This is a genomic window from Streptococcus sp. 151470009-6 (genome assembly GCF_053628175.1).
In genome coordinates this window covers 61,277-77,040 of record NZ_JBSEZF010000006.1, presented here as the reverse complement: position 1 = coordinate 77,040, position 15,764 = coordinate 61,277, and the positions used below count along the sequence as shown (strand labels likewise).

Sequence of the window (15,764 nt, the reverse complement as noted above, 5' to 3'; positions counted from 1 at the left end):
CTAACCCTCCATCGGCACAAAATTCCCAACGATAATCCCTACAATCCGAGGATCTTCCTCATAGGAGATGAAAATATCCTTGTATTTAGGATTGATAGAAACCAGACGCAAACCATCTTCCTCCCGATAGACCCGTTTAATATAGGTCTGGTTGTTACAAACTACTGCATAAACTGCCCCATCATAGTCAAATCCTGTTTCCCGAATCAGAGCCACTGAACCATTTTGATATTTAGGTTCCATAGAGTCCCCAGATACCCAAGATGCAAAATCATGGGCCAACTCCTCGTTAAAGTAGACCGTATCAAAATTCCAATCATCATAGACCGAAGCCCCGATCCCTGCTGACATGCGTTCATAGACACGGTACTCGTAGAGGCGCTCTGGCATGGTCATCACTTTCTGGGCTTGTTCCTCTTGAGCTAGGTTGCGAGCATAGAGCACAACCTTTTCCTTCCCTTGTTTGGAGAGACTATTGTAGAGACGGACAATCTCTATCTGGGTGAAATAACCTTTTGCGACTTTTAAAATCTTCTCTAGCTGAGCAACCTTCTCCCTGGATGGTTCCTTGACCCCACGTTCCCAAGCCGAATAAGCCTGAAAACTAATCCCAAGTTGCTCTGCAATCTCTTTTTGTGTCAGTTTTAGCTCTTTTCTCCGAGCCTTGAGTTTTTCTGGTTGGTACATACTTCACCTCCTAGTGTGATGCTTTATTGAGAATATATCCCTTAGAAAGATAAATCGACGGTTGAACTTACACTTTCGAAACTCAACCAATTTAGTTTAGTTTTATTATATAAAAAAAGTGAACAATTGTCCACTAGGAAAATCAAGTTTAAACAGCACCACTTATCTATTCTGAATAAAAAAGACATCCAAGAAAACACTCTTGAATGTCTGGAAAGATTGATGACTCCATTAACCTTGTTAATTGACCGGAAATGATGATATTATGGCCTTGTTGTCTCAAATACTGCTGTATGAACCCACTCATTATGAATGTGTAAGTCATTTTCTATCATTCTACTAAAGGTGAAACCATTTTTTAAAAGCACCCTCTGAGAGGCTAGATTACCTGTTGCCGTTCCTGCAATGATTCTATTGAAACCATAAGTCGTGAAGGCCTTGTCTAAAGCGAGTTTAACCGCTTCGCTAGCATAACCTAAGTTACTAACATTTTCCCCAATCCTATACCCAAGCTCTGCTGTTTTCCGATCACCCTCTAAGACACTTAAATTGATTCTCCCGACCATAACGCCTTGTGAATCTCTGATAAGATGCATGTAGACATCCCGATTCGTTTGTTCCGCTAACAATTCCCTTGTGATTTCTTTAAAACCTTCTAAATCAAAATAGTTAGCTGGTCTGGGAGGTAAATTTCGCTCAAAATACTCCCGATTTTCTGTTTCAAAAAAATAGACATCTAGACTATTTTCTTCAGACAACAGCTCTAAACTAATCATTACAAAACTTCCCTTCTCTTCTTAGGTAAAATATTGTGAGACTGACCTAGCCCTAGCGACTCCTATTCTAATTTTTGCAACAGCTTTACAACTTGACGATTTTCAATCCTCACATAGTATACACCACTATCATTGACAAGTTTATCCTCTTTATATTTCGCAATCTTTACAGCATAAAGACCTCTTGGTAAGGGGTGGTTGGCAAAAAATTCCTTCATGAGCGTCTCAAGCTCTTTAAGATAGTCATCATACAAGAGATCTCTTTTTTCTTTTGGAACGAAATACTGAAATTCAAATGTTGGTATAAAAATCTCTTTTTGGAAAAGATATTGAGCATCCATGGGATACATTCCTTGCAGTGCTTGACCCTTACTTTGATTTTCCTCTAATATTTCATTATAAAGATGGATATTGTCAGATTGGTTATTAAATTCAAAATCAATACCTTGATACTTCAAATCAGGCAGTTTAGGATCTTTGATTGAACTGTCCAGTGTTTTTAAAAATTCGCTGGTGCCTGGACTAAGCTCAATCCCTAAATAGGCTAATTCTGGGAAAATATTATAAATTTTTTTATCATTTTTGTAATCAACCTCTGCATCTGTCTTTCTATATGTTTTATTTTCCGAAAAGCGAGTATAGTATTTAAATCGAGTTTTAACCTCATAGGTTTTTCCGGCTATATTTTCACTATAGGTACCATGGATTATAAATCCTCCTACACTTGTATAGTTTTTCTCGTATTTTTCTAACTCAAACTGTCCTGTGAGACCGTAATTTTGATAAGAACGATGCACAGCTTGCTCAATCTCAGTTCGACTTACATAAGCAAATAGCCCCCACATATCCATTAGAGAAAATATTGGACTGAACACTGTGAAGATTACGATGGGGATAACTATGGATAAGCAACCTATTAATAGCCAATTTCTTTTCTTGGCGTTTCCTTCAGATTTTTTACCAGTTTTCTGTTTCCTTTTTAAGATTAGAATAAGCAAAACCAAAATCCCTAACACTAATAAAACCAATCTACAATCTCCTTTTATCGTGGATAGCTGTTAACAGGTGTATAGGAGGCTGACAGAAATACTCTTCTCACCTGCTAACTTATTCTAAATTCCAATTTTCCTGCCTAGCATACGAGACATTGCATTGAAATCACAATAATCTCCCACACCAGATGCTTTCTAAACGATTAAAATCAAATGAACTACGAGAGAACGCCCAATCCGAGCAATGGACACTTGCTCCATGACAATTCAGGTAGGGGGACCTTGAAAACCATAAACTCGTCTGAAATGAGGAACAGTCCTTACCTCATTATACCATATGAGAGATATCGTTAGAAGATGAGAGAAGCAAACACTCCATGGCAGGAAGCATAAAAAGAACACCCCGAAAGGTGTTCTTTGCAAGTATAGTAATTCTCTCGAATTAACGTTTACTAAACAAGCAGGAATGACATTAAAAGATATTTCTAAAGCTCTAACACATAGCGACACAGGTACAACACAGATTTATGTCAACACTTCAAATGTAATCCCAATGGCTGTTGGAGAAATTGCCTTTCGTAATCTTAAAAAATAATGGTGTGAATTTGGTGTGAAAAGTGGTGTGAATTTTGCTTAAAATCATCAAAAAAACACCCCATGGTGTGAACCATGAAGTGTTTTGAAACGTTGATATAATCGTTTTGATTAACGTTTTGAGAATTGTGATGCTTTACGAGCTTTCTTAAGACCTGGTTTCTTACGTTCAACCTTACGTGAGTCACGTGTAAGAAGTCCTGCGCGTTTCAATGAATCGCGGAAGTCTGGGTCTACTTGAAGAAGGGCACGAGCGATACCATGACGGATAGCTCCTGATTGACCAGCGTATCCACCACCTACAACGTTAACGAAAACGTCGTATGAACCTACAGTTGAAGTAACTGCGAATGGTTGGTTGATAACAAGACGAAGGTCAGCGTGTGGGATGTACTCTTCAACATCTTTTTTGTTAACAGTGATTTTACCAGTTCCTGGAACAAGGCGAACGCGTGCAACAGCGTTTTTACGACGTCCAGTACCTGCATATTGTGCTTGTGACATACTTTATTGTTCCTTTCCTTAGATAAGTCCTGAAATATCAAGAACTTCTGGTTGTTGTGCAGCGTGAGTGTGCTCAGCTCCAACGAATACTTTCAATTTCATACCTTGAGCGCGGCCAAGAGTATTGTGTGGAAGCATACCTTTAACTGATTTTTCAATCAAACGTACTGCATTTTTAGAACGAAGTTCACCAGCAGAGATTTGTTTCAATCCACCTGGGTGGTTTGAGTGAGTGTAGTAGATCTTATCAGTTGCTTTTTTACCAGTCAATTTAACTTTTTCAGCATTGATAACGATTACGAAGTCACCTGTATCAGTGTGTGGTGTGAATGTTGGTTTGTTTTTTCCGCGAAGTACGCTAGCAACAACAGCTGAAAGGCGTCCAAGAGGTACATCAGTTGCGTCAACAACGTACCATTTGCGTTCTACTTGGCCTGGTTTAGCCATGAATGTAGTTTTGTTCATGATTTCTCCTATATGAATATCGTTTTTGTTTACTGGGCGGATGTTCCGGTCCGCGGGGTATTTGAAAGGTTCCGGGGCCTTACAAATGGGGTAAACAATACCGTCTACTATCATACCAAATTTTACTACTAAAAGTCAATAGATATGAAAAATAATTTTCCTGATTTGACTTTTAAAATATCACAAAAACCTCGTGAAAACGAGGTTTCTATTGCTATTTGTAAGCCAAGGCACGTTTAAAGCTTTTCCATAGACCTAAGTCATCTGTCTGAAGGACTAGGCTGGCATACATACGCCCGATAAAGGCTGTTGCAGTGGCTGCAAAAATAACCGTTATGGCAAGGGAAATCCAAGCTTCTAAATCACTTGCATAACCATTGATGGCTCTAAATGGCATAAAGAAGGTTGAAATAAAGGGAATATAAGACCCAATTTTCAAAACCAAATTGTCTCCTGCAGCACCTAGAGAAGTCACACCGACAAATCCTGCGATAATCAAGATCATCAATGGCGACAAGGCCTTTCCTGAATCCTCAGGGCGAGAAACCATAGAGCCTAGGAAGGCTGCTAAAACAACGTACATAAAGAGACTAACCAAGACAAACAATAAGGTATTGAGCGAGAAAGCCTCTCCTAGATGATTTAAAATACCAGATTGTGCCAAGATTGGTAGGTCCTTAAAGAGCAGAATGGCAGCCAAACCACCCACGACGTAAATGCCAATATGAGTCAAAATCACAAGAAGTAGAGCCAGCATGCGAGCGTAGAAATAATGACTTGCTCGGATACTAGAGAAGACCACCTCCATGATTTTGGTTCCTTTCTCGCTAGCTACTTCCTGAGCAGTGACACTAGCATAAGTAATCAAGATCATATAAAGGAAGAAACCAAGCCCTGCGGCCGCAATGGTTTGGACCATCTTTTTGTTTTCCTTAGATTCGTCAATCTTCTCAGTAAAGTCAACAGTTTGAGCCAGCCGTTTTTCCTGCTCTTGGGACAAATTAGCCGCCGAGCGATTGAGTTGGTATTGAAGCTCATTGAGTTTATTGGTTACTGCTAACTTGATGCCTGTTTCAAGAGAAGTTTCACCATGGTAAACGGCTTTGATGACACTATCCTCTTGATCAATAGTTAGGTAACCCTTGATTTTTTCATCCTTGATAGCAGCTTGGGCACTGGCTTCATCCTTATAATCAAAGTTGATACCATTGGTACCCTTGAGCCCTTCTTCCACAGATGGTACAGTTGTTACTACTGCTATCTTACTATTCTTGGCCATAGAAGACCCTTGGAGAAAGCCGATTCCTACAGATAAGGCTAAAAAGAGGAACGGCGAAATCACCATAAAGAAGAAACTCCATGACTTAACATGTCGAAGATAGGTTTCCTTCATTACAACCCACATATTTCTCATACTTCCACCCCTGATTCTAGTTTAAAGATTTCATCGATTGTTGGAGCTTGTTGGTCAAAGGTCGCGATGTATTGACCTTGAGTGAGGATTGGGAAGAGTTCTCTTCCAGCGCTCTCATCATCTAGGATCAATTTCCAACTACCTTGCTTGGTTAAGCTCACCTGTTTGACATGAGGAAGACTTTCCAGTTCTTCCTTGCTTCGTTCACTTGAAACAAAGAGACGTGTTTTTCCGTATTGATTGCGAACTTCTTGGACCGGTCCATGCAAGACCACACGCCCATCTCGAATCATGAGAATATCATCGCAAAGCTCCTCGACATTGGTCATGACATGGTCTGAAAAGATAATGGTCGCACCACGCTCTTTTTCTTTTAAGATGACCTGCTTGAGCAGTTCAGTATTGACTGGATCCAGTCCACTAAAAGGCTCATCCAGAATAATCAAGTCTGGTTCATGGATTAGAGTAATAATCAGTTGGATTTTCTGCTGATTCCCTTTTGAGAGACTCTTGATCTTGTCTGTTAATTTCCCCTTAACTTCCAGTTTTTCCATCCATTGTGGAAGCTTTTCCTTGACCTCCTTGGCATCCATGCCCTTTAGAGTCGCTAGGTAGCGAACTTGTTCAAGGACGGTCAGCTTGGGCATGAGGCTGCGTTCTTCAGGCAAATAACCTATCCGAGCGTAAGTTTCCTGACGAATCTCCTGCCCATCCAGACTGATCTCTCCTTGATACTCTAAAAATTTCAACATACTGTGGAAAATCGTTGTTTTCCCAGCACCATTTTTCCCGACCAGCCCTAGAATTCGTCCTGGACTTGCCTGAAAATCGACACCAAACAAGACTTGCTTGGAACCGAAACTTTTCTCTAGATTTCTTACTTCTAGCATCTTCCACCTCCGAAATATGTTGCACTTATTATACTCCTTTTTGACAGCCTTTACAACGATTTATGTCCATTTCTAACATGATAATTTATAGTAAATAATTTCGTCTCTAAGGATTTTAAGCGCTCCAGTGATAGCTTTAGTATAATCCATTAAAGACTATCTGGGAGGACTTTCCCCTCAACTGTCGTTTTTCTCTTCTGAACTGTCCTTTTGAAACTAAAAATCCACCCCGAAGGATGGATTGATGAGTTAACGTACTTCTGCATTCACTTTTTCTTCGAGTGATGCTTGGATTTTTTCCATATAGCGTGCGACTTCTTCGTCCGTCAAGCTATCTTCTGGATTTTGGAAGGTCAAGCTATAGGCCATTGACTTCATACCAAGTCCCAATTTTTCGCCTGAGAAGACGTCAAAGAGTTTGATATCTGTCAAACGTTTCACGCCTGCAGCTTGGATAGCGTCCACAACTTCTTGGTGAGTCACTTCTGCCTTCAGAAGTAGAGCCACGTCACGGCTGACTGCTGGGAATTTGGTGATTTCCACAAATGGAGCAGCAGGTTGGAGGGCAGCTTCGATGGCTGAAAGGTTAAGTTCAGCTACATAAGTTTCTGGGATATCGTAAGCCTTGGCAGTGACTGGATGTACTTGCCCGAGGAAACCAAGAACTTGGTCCCCGAGTGAGATTACGGCTGTACGTCCTGGGTGAAGGCTAGCGATTTCAGATGTTGCTGTATAAGTCACTTCTAGTCCCAAACGAGCAAAGAGGGCTTCAAGGATTCCCTTAGCATAGAAGAAATCAACTGGAACTGCTGCAGTTTGGAAGTCTTTTTCTGCAACCAAGCCTGTCAAAGCAAGGGCAAAGCTGTTGATCTCGTTTGGTAGGTCTTCTTTGGGATTGCCTGTTTGTTCAAAAACTTTTCCAATCTCATAAAGAGCCAAGTTTTTGTTCTTACGAGCCACGTTGTAGGCTACCGTATCCAAAATACCTGAGATCATATTTTGGCGGAGAACGGAACGTTCCACAGTCATTGGCCACATGAGTTCTGTCAGCTTGCTTGGTTGAGCCGTAAACTCAACTGCTTTCTCAGGAGTAGTCAAAGCGTAGGTGATGATTTCAGTCAGTCCTGCTCCTTCAGCGATGGTACGAACTTGACGGCGCAATTTTTGTGTCGCTGTTAATTCACCGGCTGTCCCATCATCTTTTGGAAGACTGGTTGGCAACCGATCGTAACCATAGATACGAGCGATTTCCTCAAAGAGGTCCGCTTCGATAGTGATATCCCAACGGCGACGTGGAACGCTAACTGTGAAGGCTTCTGCATTTCCAGAAAGGCCAAATCCAAGACGACGGAAGACGTCTTCTACATCCGCGTAGGAAAGCTCAGTACCAAGGACACGGTTAACGTCTGCAAGAGTAGAAGAAACTTCTACATCAGATGTATCCAACTGGCCTGCTGAAACGATTCCCTTACGCACTGTCGCACCTGCAAGTTCTGCAATCATACTAGCTGCCGCATCAAGGGCTTCGTTAACAGTTGCCACATTGATCCCTTTTTCAAAGCGAGAAGATGACTCAGAACGAAGATTCAAGCGACCGCTAGTCTTGCGGATAGATTTGCCATTAAAGACTGCAGCTTCAAGGACAACGCGACTAGATTTTTCAGAGATTTCTGTTGCTTGTCCGCCCATAACACCTGCAAGGGCAACTGGCTTGTCTGCGACAGTGATAACTAGGTCATTTTTTTCCAAATCACGTTCTTCACCATCCAAGGTCACCAATTTTTCACCAGCACTCGCTTCACGTACACGGATGTCAGTCCCTTCAAAGGTATCCAAGTCAAAGGCATGCATAGGTTGACCAAAGTAAAGCAAGATATAGTTGGTCACGTCTACAACGTTATTGATGGGACGGATACCTTCATTCATGAGGAGGTTTTGCAACCATTGTGGACTTGGTGCGATGGTCACATTGTCCAAGATACGAGCTGCATAGTAAGGAGCCTTGTCTGTATCAATGCTGACAGAAAGAGCATCCGATGCGGCTTGGTCTGTTTCTGTTAAAGTAAATTCTTTAAAATTGACTGCCTTGTCATAGATAGCTGCTACTTCGTGCGCCACCCCACGCATAGAAAGAGCATCTGCACGGTTTGGAGTGATGGAAAGTTCGATGATTTCATCATCCAAGTCTAGATAAGAGAAGACTTCCTCACCTGGAACAGCATTTTCTGGCAAGATTTGGATGCCATCTGCAAATTCTTTCGGTACAACGGAGTCAGAAATGCCCAACTCACCAAGGGAACAGATCATTCCGAGTGACTCTAAGCCACGGATTTTCCCTTTTTTAATCTTGTAGTTATCCGCTATGCGAGCACCCGGAAGAGCCACCATGACCTTGATGCCTGCACGCACATTTGGCGCTCCACAGACGATTTGACGGGCTTCTTCTTCACCCACATTGACTTGGCAGACATGCAAGTGTGTTTCGGGTACATCTTCGCAAGACAAGACTTCACCGACGACAATTTTTGAGAGACCAGCAGCTGGTGATTCCACACCTTCTACTTCTATCCCTGTAGTTGACATTTTTTCAGCCAACTCTTGTGATGGCACATCAATGTCCACCAACTCTTTTAACCATTTATAAGATACTAACATAATTCTGATTCTAAGATCCCACCGAGTAAGACCTTTTCAATTCCTTTCTTTTTCTTCGAGTCAGTCGTTTCTATTTCTAAACTATGAGAAAACGAGAACGACTGTATAGGACTGTGTTTCAGGTTTCAATCTTATTTAAACTGTTCTGAGAAGCGGACATCGCCTTGGTAGAATCCACGAATATCGTTGATTCCGTAACGGAGCATGGCTACACGCTCTTGTCCAAGACCAAAGGCAAAACCAGAGTATACTGTCGCATCGATACCACTCATCTCAAGGACACGTGGATGAACCATACCGGCACCCATGATTTCAATCCAACCTGTTTTCTTACATACGTTACAGCCGTCTCCGCCACACTTGAAGCAGGAAACATCCACCTCAACAGATGGCTCTGTGAATGGGAAGTAAGATGGACGCAGACGGATCTGACGCTCTTCACCAAACATTTTTTGCACAATCAACTGAAGTGTTCCTTGAAGGTCCGCCATAGAGATATTTTTCCCAACAACCAAGCCTTCGATTTGGTGGAATTGGTGACTGTGGGTCGCATCGTCCGTGTCACGACGGAAAACGCGTCCTGGTGAGATCATCTTCAAAGGACCTTTTGAAAAATCATGGGCATCCATGGCACGCGCCTGAACTGGAGACGTATGAGTACGGAGCAAGATTTCTTCAGTGATATAGAAAGTGTCCTGCATATCGCGAGCTGGATGGTCTTTTGGAAGATTCATCCGCTCAAAGTTGTAGTAGTCTTTTTCAACTTCAAAGCCATCCACGACTTGATAACCCATACCGATGAAAATATCTTCGATTTCTTCACTGGTTTGTATCAAAACGTGACGGTGACCAGTCGCAACTGGACGACCTGGAAGGGTCACATCGATGCTCTCGCTAGCAAGTTGTGCTTCAACTTTCTTTTCTTCCAAGAGCTTTGCTGTTTCTTCAAAAGCGGCCGTCAAGACATCACGAGCCTCGTTGACGTGTTTCCCGATGATTGGGCGCATCTCAGCAGAAACATCCTTCATCCCTTTAAGAATTTCGGTAAGCGAACCTTTTTTACCTAGGACAGAGACACGCAAGTCTTGCATCTCTTTTTCATTTTCAGCAGTAATCTGCTTCAAGTTAGCCAGCGTTTCTTCGCGAAGCGCTTTTAATTGTTCTTCAATAGTTGACATATTTCCTCCATCAGTCTCTCATAAGATAAAAAGAAAACCACATGCCAAAAACTCCACTCGGAGCGTTGACACGCGGTACCATCCGTTTTCATCTGACAAGTCAGACCTTCATTTCTAAATCCATGCGCAAGTGAATTCACCCAGCTTTCATATAGAGAGCTTGCAGTCACGGCTCTCCTCCCTGATATACTTCCCTTGGGCTACTAGTCTTGCGGATTTCTATTCAATTACTACTTAGTTTATCAGATTTTCACCATTCTTGCAAGACCTATCTCACTTCTGCTTGCCTTTAAATCGCCATTGGAAGCGGAGCTTGTCATAGAAGGGAAATTCAATAAACAGGACTCCCAAACCCACACAGAGACTGGCAAGGACGTCTGATGGATAATGAACTCCCAGATAGACCCTTGATACCAGCACACTGACTAGGTAGAGAGCAAGGACGATTTGCACAATTTTTCTCCAAACCGGATCTTTAATCCGTTGACTGAGAATGACAATCAAAGTGCCTACCATCAGCGTTACTGCAAGAGAATGGCCACTTGGAAAAGAAAATCCCTTCTCCTCGACTAGGTGTAAGATAGCTGGTCGTGGGCGCTGGTAAATATTTTTAAAGGTCACAATCAAAAGACCGGCTAAGGCTAGATTACCCGCCATGAAGTAGCTTTCTATCTTCCACTGCTTACGATAAAAGACAAGGACTGCGATGGCAACCCAGGTGATAATCACTGGGATATCAATCAAATGCGTAAGGGCACGGAACAGAACTGTCAAATAATCTGGCAAGTCCCCACGAATAGCTGTCTGAAGCGGTTGGTCAAAACCGACCAGCGTTTCGGGGTAAAACTTAACCATGTAGCCAAGAAGGACGAAAAGTAAAAGGGCAAAACTGCCCTTCATTAAAAATGTTTGTTTATCTCTCATAATGTTTTAAGGTTGGTTTCAAGAGGACGTATAACAACCAGAATGAAACGGCAAAGATTACACCCTCAAGCAAGTTAAAAGGTAATACCATAGTCATTAGGTAGTTGGAAAGTCCCAAAATTTTTCCAATATCAAAGTTGGCAAACTTCGCGTACAAAGGAACAGCATAGACATAGTTGAGAACCAACATAGCCGCAGTCAATCCGATAGTTCCCGCTAGAGATGCTAGTAGAAAACGAAGGGTGCTACGCTCCTTTTTCCAAATCAAACCAAAAGCGATAACAAAAACTCCCAAGGCTACGATATTCATTGGCAAGCCAATGTAGGTATTCACTCCCTGGCTATTGAGAAGCAACTTCAAGAGTGATCGCAGCAAGAGAATCCCGAGAGCAGCAGGCAAATCCATGACCACCAAGCCCACAAGGACTGGCAAGATACTAAACTCGATCTTGAGGAAGGTCGCCGCTGGCAAGAGCGGAAAGTCAAAGTACATCAGCACAAATGAAATGGCTGATAAAATCGCAATGGTCGAAAGTCGACGTGTGTTTGTCATAACAGGTTCCTCCAATTTTCTATAAAATCAGAAGAAGTTGGAAAGGATCCCTCTATCTATTCTCACTTTTTATATCCCAAAAGTTCCCCCTCACTCTTTTGAGCAAGCGGTTGCAATTTATCTATAAACTCATCCGAACAGACAAAGCTATTCTTTCGTCTTCTCCCATCCAGACTATACTGTCGGTTGTGGAATCGCACCACATCAGCTTGCGCTCGCGGACTTATTTGGCTAAGATATTTTAGATTTACCTAGGCGTCGCAGTCGAAGATAATACTTAAAGTATATCGAGACAAGACAACGACGAGAAAGCTAAAATAGCTAGTCAAATTTACCGCCGGTCGGGAATCTCACCCTGCCCTGAAGACCCTTTAATCATAACAAAAAACGCTTGCACTTGCAAGCATTTTGTTTATTTCAATTTATCCGCTTCATAGGTGTGAACGAGCTCTAAACCAGCAAAATGTTGCTGACGGAGGGCTTCATAAACAATCATACATACGGTATTCGAAACATTGAGACTGCGGACATGTTCATCGTTCATAGGAATACGGAGAGCTTTCTCAGGATGTTCACGCATAAAATCCTCTGGTAAACCCTTGTCTTCACGTCCGAAGAGAAAATACTGATCTTCACCACTTGCCAAATTCGCCTCAGAATAGACCTTTTCTGCAAATTTAGAAATCAGATAGACTTGTCCTTTCATCTGAGACATAAAGTCTGCCAAGTTATCATAAAAATGAATCTCTAACTTATCCCAATAATCCAAACCTGCTCGCTTCATCTTGCGATCATCAATGGGAAAGCCCATTGGTTTAATGATGTGGAGGGGAGAATTGGTCGCAGCGCAAGTACGCGCGATGTTGCCAGTATTTTGTGGAATCTGAGGTTCAAATAAAACAATGTGATTTGTCATAATTGGCTTCCTTTTATCATTGCAAAAAAATAGCCACACTGCCCGGAGTCAAGCTCAGCAAACAGCGTGGTTAAGGCGTCGTTAACTTACCTCACAACAGGTTTGAAGTAAATCAGCGAAACTACTTTCTTAGTATAACACTTTCAGAACCAATGTCAATAGAAACGACTTGAATTTTTTACTTTTTTTAATGATATTTTCATACTCGGACATTCACTTTCAGAATAGCCTTATCAAGAGAGGTTAATCACTTCATCCCAGAGACATTTTTATAGAAGATAAGCATATTTATCTTCAAAAACTTGAAAAAGTTCTTTCTTCCTGCAAAAATCGGCTTGGCAAGTGCATTTTTTGCTAAAAAAGGGTATGATAGTTACATCATGAAAAAGTAGGTTTTTATATGAAAATTGTCCTTGTTGGTGGAGGGAAAGTTGGTTTTGCCCTCTGTCGTTCACTAGTCGCGGAAAACCATGATGTTGTCCTCATCGAGCAAAATGAAGCTGTACTGAACCATATTGTCAGTCGCTTTGACATCATGGGCCTCCTTGGAAATGGTGCCGACTTTACTATCTTAGAGCAAGCCGGTGTTCAAGAGTGTGATATCTTTATCGCACTAACCGAACACGATGAAGTGAACATGATTTCAGCAGTTCTTGCCAAAAAAATGGGCGCTAAAGAAACCATCGTTCGGGTTCGAAATCCAGAGTACTCCAACTCCTATTTTAAAGAAAAAAACATTCTTGGATTTTCTCTCATTGTCAATCCTGAGCTTCTAGCTGCCCGTGCTATTGGGAATATTGTCGACTTCCCAAGTGCCCTTTCAGTCGAACGTTTTGCTGGAGGTCGAGTTAGCTTGATGGAGTTTGTGGTCAAAGATGCTAGTGGTCTTTGCCAGATGCCCATTTCAGAATTTCGGAAAAAATTTGATGTGATTGTGTGTGCTTTGGAGCGCAACCATGAGTTGATCATTCCAGGTGGTGAAATGACCCTTCAAGATAAGGATCGCATCTTTGTTACAGGAAATCGGGTCGATATGATGCGCCTGCACAATCATTTTAAAGCTCGGACTGTTAAGAGCTTTCTGATTATCGGAGCAGGAAAAATTGCCTACTATCTCGTCGGTATCTTGAAAGACAGCCGGATTGACACCAAGGTTATCGAAATCAATCCTGAAAGAGCCCGTTTCTTTAGTGAAAAATTCCCAAATCTCTATATCGTTCAGGGAGATGGGACAGCCAAAGATATCTTACTAGAAGAAAGTGCTCCTCACTACGATGCGGTCGCAACCTTAACTGGGGTGGACGAAGAAAACATCATCACCTCCATGTTCCTTGACCGTGTTGGCGTCCAGAAAAACATCACCAAGGTCAACCGGACCAGTCTCCTAGAAATTATCCATGCACCTGATTTTTCAAGTATCATCACGCCAAAGATCATCGCAGTGGATACCATTATGCACTTTATCCGAGGTCGGGTTAATGCCCAATACTCAGACCTTCAAGCCATGCACCATCTTGCAAACGGCCAGATTGAAACCCTACAATTCCATATCAAGGAAGCTAATAAAATGACTGCCAAGCCTCTTTCTCATCTGAAATTGAAGAAGGGTATTCTCATCGCAGCCATTATTCGAAAAGGAAAAACAATCTTCCCGACCGGAGAGGATACGCTAGAGGTCGGAGACCAATTACTGGTAACCACCCTGCTACCAAATATCACCAAAATTTATGATTTGATTGAGAGGTAAGAAATGAATAAAAGTATGATTCGTTACCTCCTCTCCAAACTTCTCTTGATTGAGGCTGTTCTCCTCCTAGTTCCTGTCAGCGTTGCGACCTATTACCGAGAGTCCAGCCAAGTATTTACAGCTCTTTTTACTACGATTGGAATTTTAGTTCTTCTCGGTGGGGTGGGAGTCCTACGAAAACCAAAAAATCAACGGATTTATGCCAAGGAGGGTGTCTTAATCGTTGCCCTCTGTTGGATACTCTGGTCTTTCTTTGGTGGCTTACCCTTTGTCTTTTCAGGACAAATTCCCAGCATCATCGATGCATTTTTCGAGATCAGCTCTGGTTTTACAACGACTGGTGCTACTATCCTAACAGATGTTTCCGTTCTCAGTCGTTCCCTCCTCTTCTGGCGAAGTTTCACCCACTTGATAGGAGGGATGGGAGTGCTTGTTTTCGCACTTGCTATTATGGACAATGCTAAGAATAGTCACTTAGAGGTGATGAAAGCAGAAGTCCCTGGTCCTGTCTTTGGTAAGGTTGTATCCAAACTGAAAAATACTGCCCAGATCCTCTATCTCCTTTACCTCGGGCTCTTCTCCCTCTTTGTTGTCATCTACTATCTAGCAGGTATGCCCTTGTTTGATAGCTTTGTCATCGCTATGGGAACAGCAGGAACGGGGGGATTCACCGTCTACAATGATGGAATCGCCCACTACAGCAGTTCCCTAATTACCTATCTTGTCAGTTTTGGCGTTCTGGTTTTCGGTGTCAATTTTAACCTTTATTACTTTCTCATGCTCCGTCGGGTCAAGGCCTTCTTTGGAGATGAGGAACTGCGGGCTTATGTCATTATTGTTCTGGTGTCTACCGGCTTGATCACCCTCAACACCCTCCACCTTTACCAAGGTGTCTCTAAGAGTTTTGAGATGGCTCTCTTCCAAGTATCCAATATCATTACGACAACGGGATTTGGTTACGGAGATATTACCAACTGGCCCCTTTTCTCCCAGTTTATCCTCCTCTTCCTTATGGCAATCGGTGGCTCAGCTGGGTCAACAGCAGGTGGTCTCAAAATTATCCGTGGACTGATCCTTACAAAAATTGCTAAAAATCAGATTCTGTCCATCTTATCTCCTCACCGTGTCTTGACTCTCCATGTCAATAAAACGGTGATTGATAAGGATACCCAACACAAGATTCTTAAGTATTTTGTGATCTATGCTATGATTTTATTGTCGCTCATCTTCATCATCAGCCTAGACAGCAATGATTTTCTAGTCGTGACCAGTGCGGTCTTTAGCTGTTTTAACAATATCGGACCAATTCTAGGTACAACATCGAGCTTTGCCATCTTTAGTCCCATCTCTAAAATCCTGCTCTCCTTTGCAATGATTGCAGGCCGCTTAGAGATTTACCCAATTTTGCTGCTCTTTATGAAACGCACCTGGTCTAAGCGTTAATAGAAATATAAACGAAACTAGATAAA

Annotated in this window: 14 protein-coding genes, 1 pseudogene and 1 riboswitch; of the genes and pseudogenes, 3 read left to right on the top strand and 12 right to left on the bottom strand. The window is 42.1% G+C overall.

Going from position 1 to position 15,764, the window contains the following annotated elements:
• The 3 genes from ACUW6H_RS08320 to ACUW6H_RS08310 form a co-directional block, all read right to left on the bottom strand.
• The gene (locus ACUW6H_RS08320; protein WP_454364063.1) at window positions 1-687 is read right to left on the bottom strand and encodes an XRE family transcriptional regulator; all 687 of its coding nucleotides are present in this window, start codon (window positions 685-687) and stop codon (window positions 1-3) included.
• Between the two features lie 263 nt (window positions 688-950).
• Window positions 951-1,463: a GNAT family N-acetyltransferase gene (locus ACUW6H_RS08315; RefSeq protein ID WP_454364061.1), complete on the bottom strand. Its 513-nt coding sequence runs from the start codon at window positions 1,461-1,463 to the stop codon at window positions 951-953.
• Between the two features lie 62 nt (window positions 1,464-1,525).
• Entirely contained in the window at window positions 1,526-2,491 is a 966-nt protein-coding gene (locus ACUW6H_RS08310; protein WP_454364059.1) for a hypothetical protein, read from the bottom strand.
• Window positions 2,492-2,900: 409 nt separating this feature from the next.
• Here ACUW6H_RS08310 and ACUW6H_RS08305 point away from each other — a divergent pair.
• Window positions 2,901-3,050, top strand: a pseudogene (locus ACUW6H_RS08305) (site-specific integrase); the annotation flags it as partial.
• A gap of 110 nt (window positions 3,051-3,160) precedes the next feature.
• Here ACUW6H_RS08305 and rpsI read toward each other — a convergent pair.
• The 9 genes from rpsI to ACUW6H_RS08260 all read right to left on the bottom strand — a co-directional run bounded on the left by rpsI (window position 3,161) and on the right by ACUW6H_RS08260 (window position 12,548).
• Complete coding sequence (gene rpsI / locus ACUW6H_RS08300; protein WP_000075973.1) at window positions 3,161-3,553, bottom strand: 30S ribosomal protein S9; 393 nt, start codon at window positions 3,551-3,553, stop codon at window positions 3,161-3,163.
• 18 nt (window positions 3,554-3,571) lie between these two features.
• On the bottom strand, window positions 3,572-4,018 hold the full coding sequence (gene rplM / locus ACUW6H_RS08295) for a 50S ribosomal protein L13 (protein WP_001044624.1): 447 nt from the start codon (window positions 4,016-4,018) through the stop codon (window positions 3,572-3,574).
• A 214-nt stretch (window positions 4,019-4,232) separates the two neighbouring features.
• The gene (locus tag ACUW6H_RS08290; protein WP_454364032.1) at window positions 4,233-5,432 is read right to left on the bottom strand and encodes an ABC transporter permease; all 1,200 of its coding nucleotides are present in this window, start codon (window positions 5,430-5,432) and stop codon (window positions 4,233-4,235) included.
• Complete coding sequence (locus ACUW6H_RS08285) at window positions 5,429-6,322, bottom strand: ABC transporter ATP-binding protein (protein ID WP_454364030.1); 894 nt, start codon at window positions 6,320-6,322, stop codon at window positions 5,429-5,431. The genes ACUW6H_RS08290 and ACUW6H_RS08285 overlap by 4 nt, the downstream gene beginning before the upstream one ends.
• 249 nt (window positions 6,323-6,571) lie before the next feature.
• The gene (gene pheT, locus ACUW6H_RS08280) at window positions 6,572-8,977 is read right to left on the bottom strand and encodes a phenylalanine--tRNA ligase subunit beta (protein ID WP_454364028.1); all 2,406 of its coding nucleotides are present in this window, start codon (window positions 8,975-8,977) and stop codon (window positions 6,572-6,574) included.
• Between the two features lie 131 nt (window positions 8,978-9,108).
• A complete protein-coding gene (pheS, locus tag ACUW6H_RS08275; protein WP_454364026.1) occupies window positions 9,109-10,155 on the bottom strand; it encodes a phenylalanine--tRNA ligase subunit alpha in 1,047 nt (348 codons plus the stop codon).
• A gap of 273 nt (window positions 10,156-10,428) precedes the next feature.
• Window positions 10,429-11,079, bottom strand: coding sequence for a phosphatase PAP2 family protein (locus ACUW6H_RS08270; RefSeq protein WP_454364024.1), 651 nt, complete (start codon window positions 11,077-11,079; stop codon window positions 10,429-10,431).
• Window positions 11,069-11,632, bottom strand: a complete 564-nt coding sequence (locus tag ACUW6H_RS08265; protein WP_454364022.1) for an ECF transporter S component — start codon at window positions 11,630-11,632, stop codon at window positions 11,069-11,071. The genes ACUW6H_RS08270 and ACUW6H_RS08265 overlap by 11 nt, the downstream gene beginning before the upstream one ends.
• 153 nt (window positions 11,633-11,785) lie before the next feature.
• Window positions 11,786-12,004, bottom strand: a riboswitch (FMN riboswitch).
• A 40-nt stretch (window positions 12,005-12,044) separates the two neighbouring features.
• Window positions 12,045-12,548, bottom strand: a complete 504-nt coding sequence (locus tag ACUW6H_RS08260) for a tRNA (cytidine(34)-2'-O)-methyltransferase (RefSeq protein ID WP_242747135.1) — start codon at window positions 12,546-12,548, stop codon at window positions 12,045-12,047.
• 400 nt (window positions 12,549-12,948) lie between these two features.
• On the opposite strand from ACUW6H_RS08260, the gene trkA reads away from it, so the two are divergent.
• Window positions 12,949-14,295 (top strand): Trk system potassium transporter TrkA, encoded by a 1,347-nt coding sequence (gene trkA / locus ACUW6H_RS08255; RefSeq protein ID WP_000706819.1) that lies wholly within the window; start codon window positions 12,949-12,951, stop codon window positions 14,293-14,295.
• Between the two features lie 3 nt (window positions 14,296-14,298).
• Window positions 14,299-15,738 (top strand): TrkH family potassium uptake protein, encoded by a 1,440-nt coding sequence (locus ACUW6H_RS08250; protein WP_454364019.1) that lies wholly within the window; start codon window positions 14,299-14,301, stop codon window positions 15,736-15,738.
• Window positions 15,739-15,764: the final 26 nt, after the last annotated feature.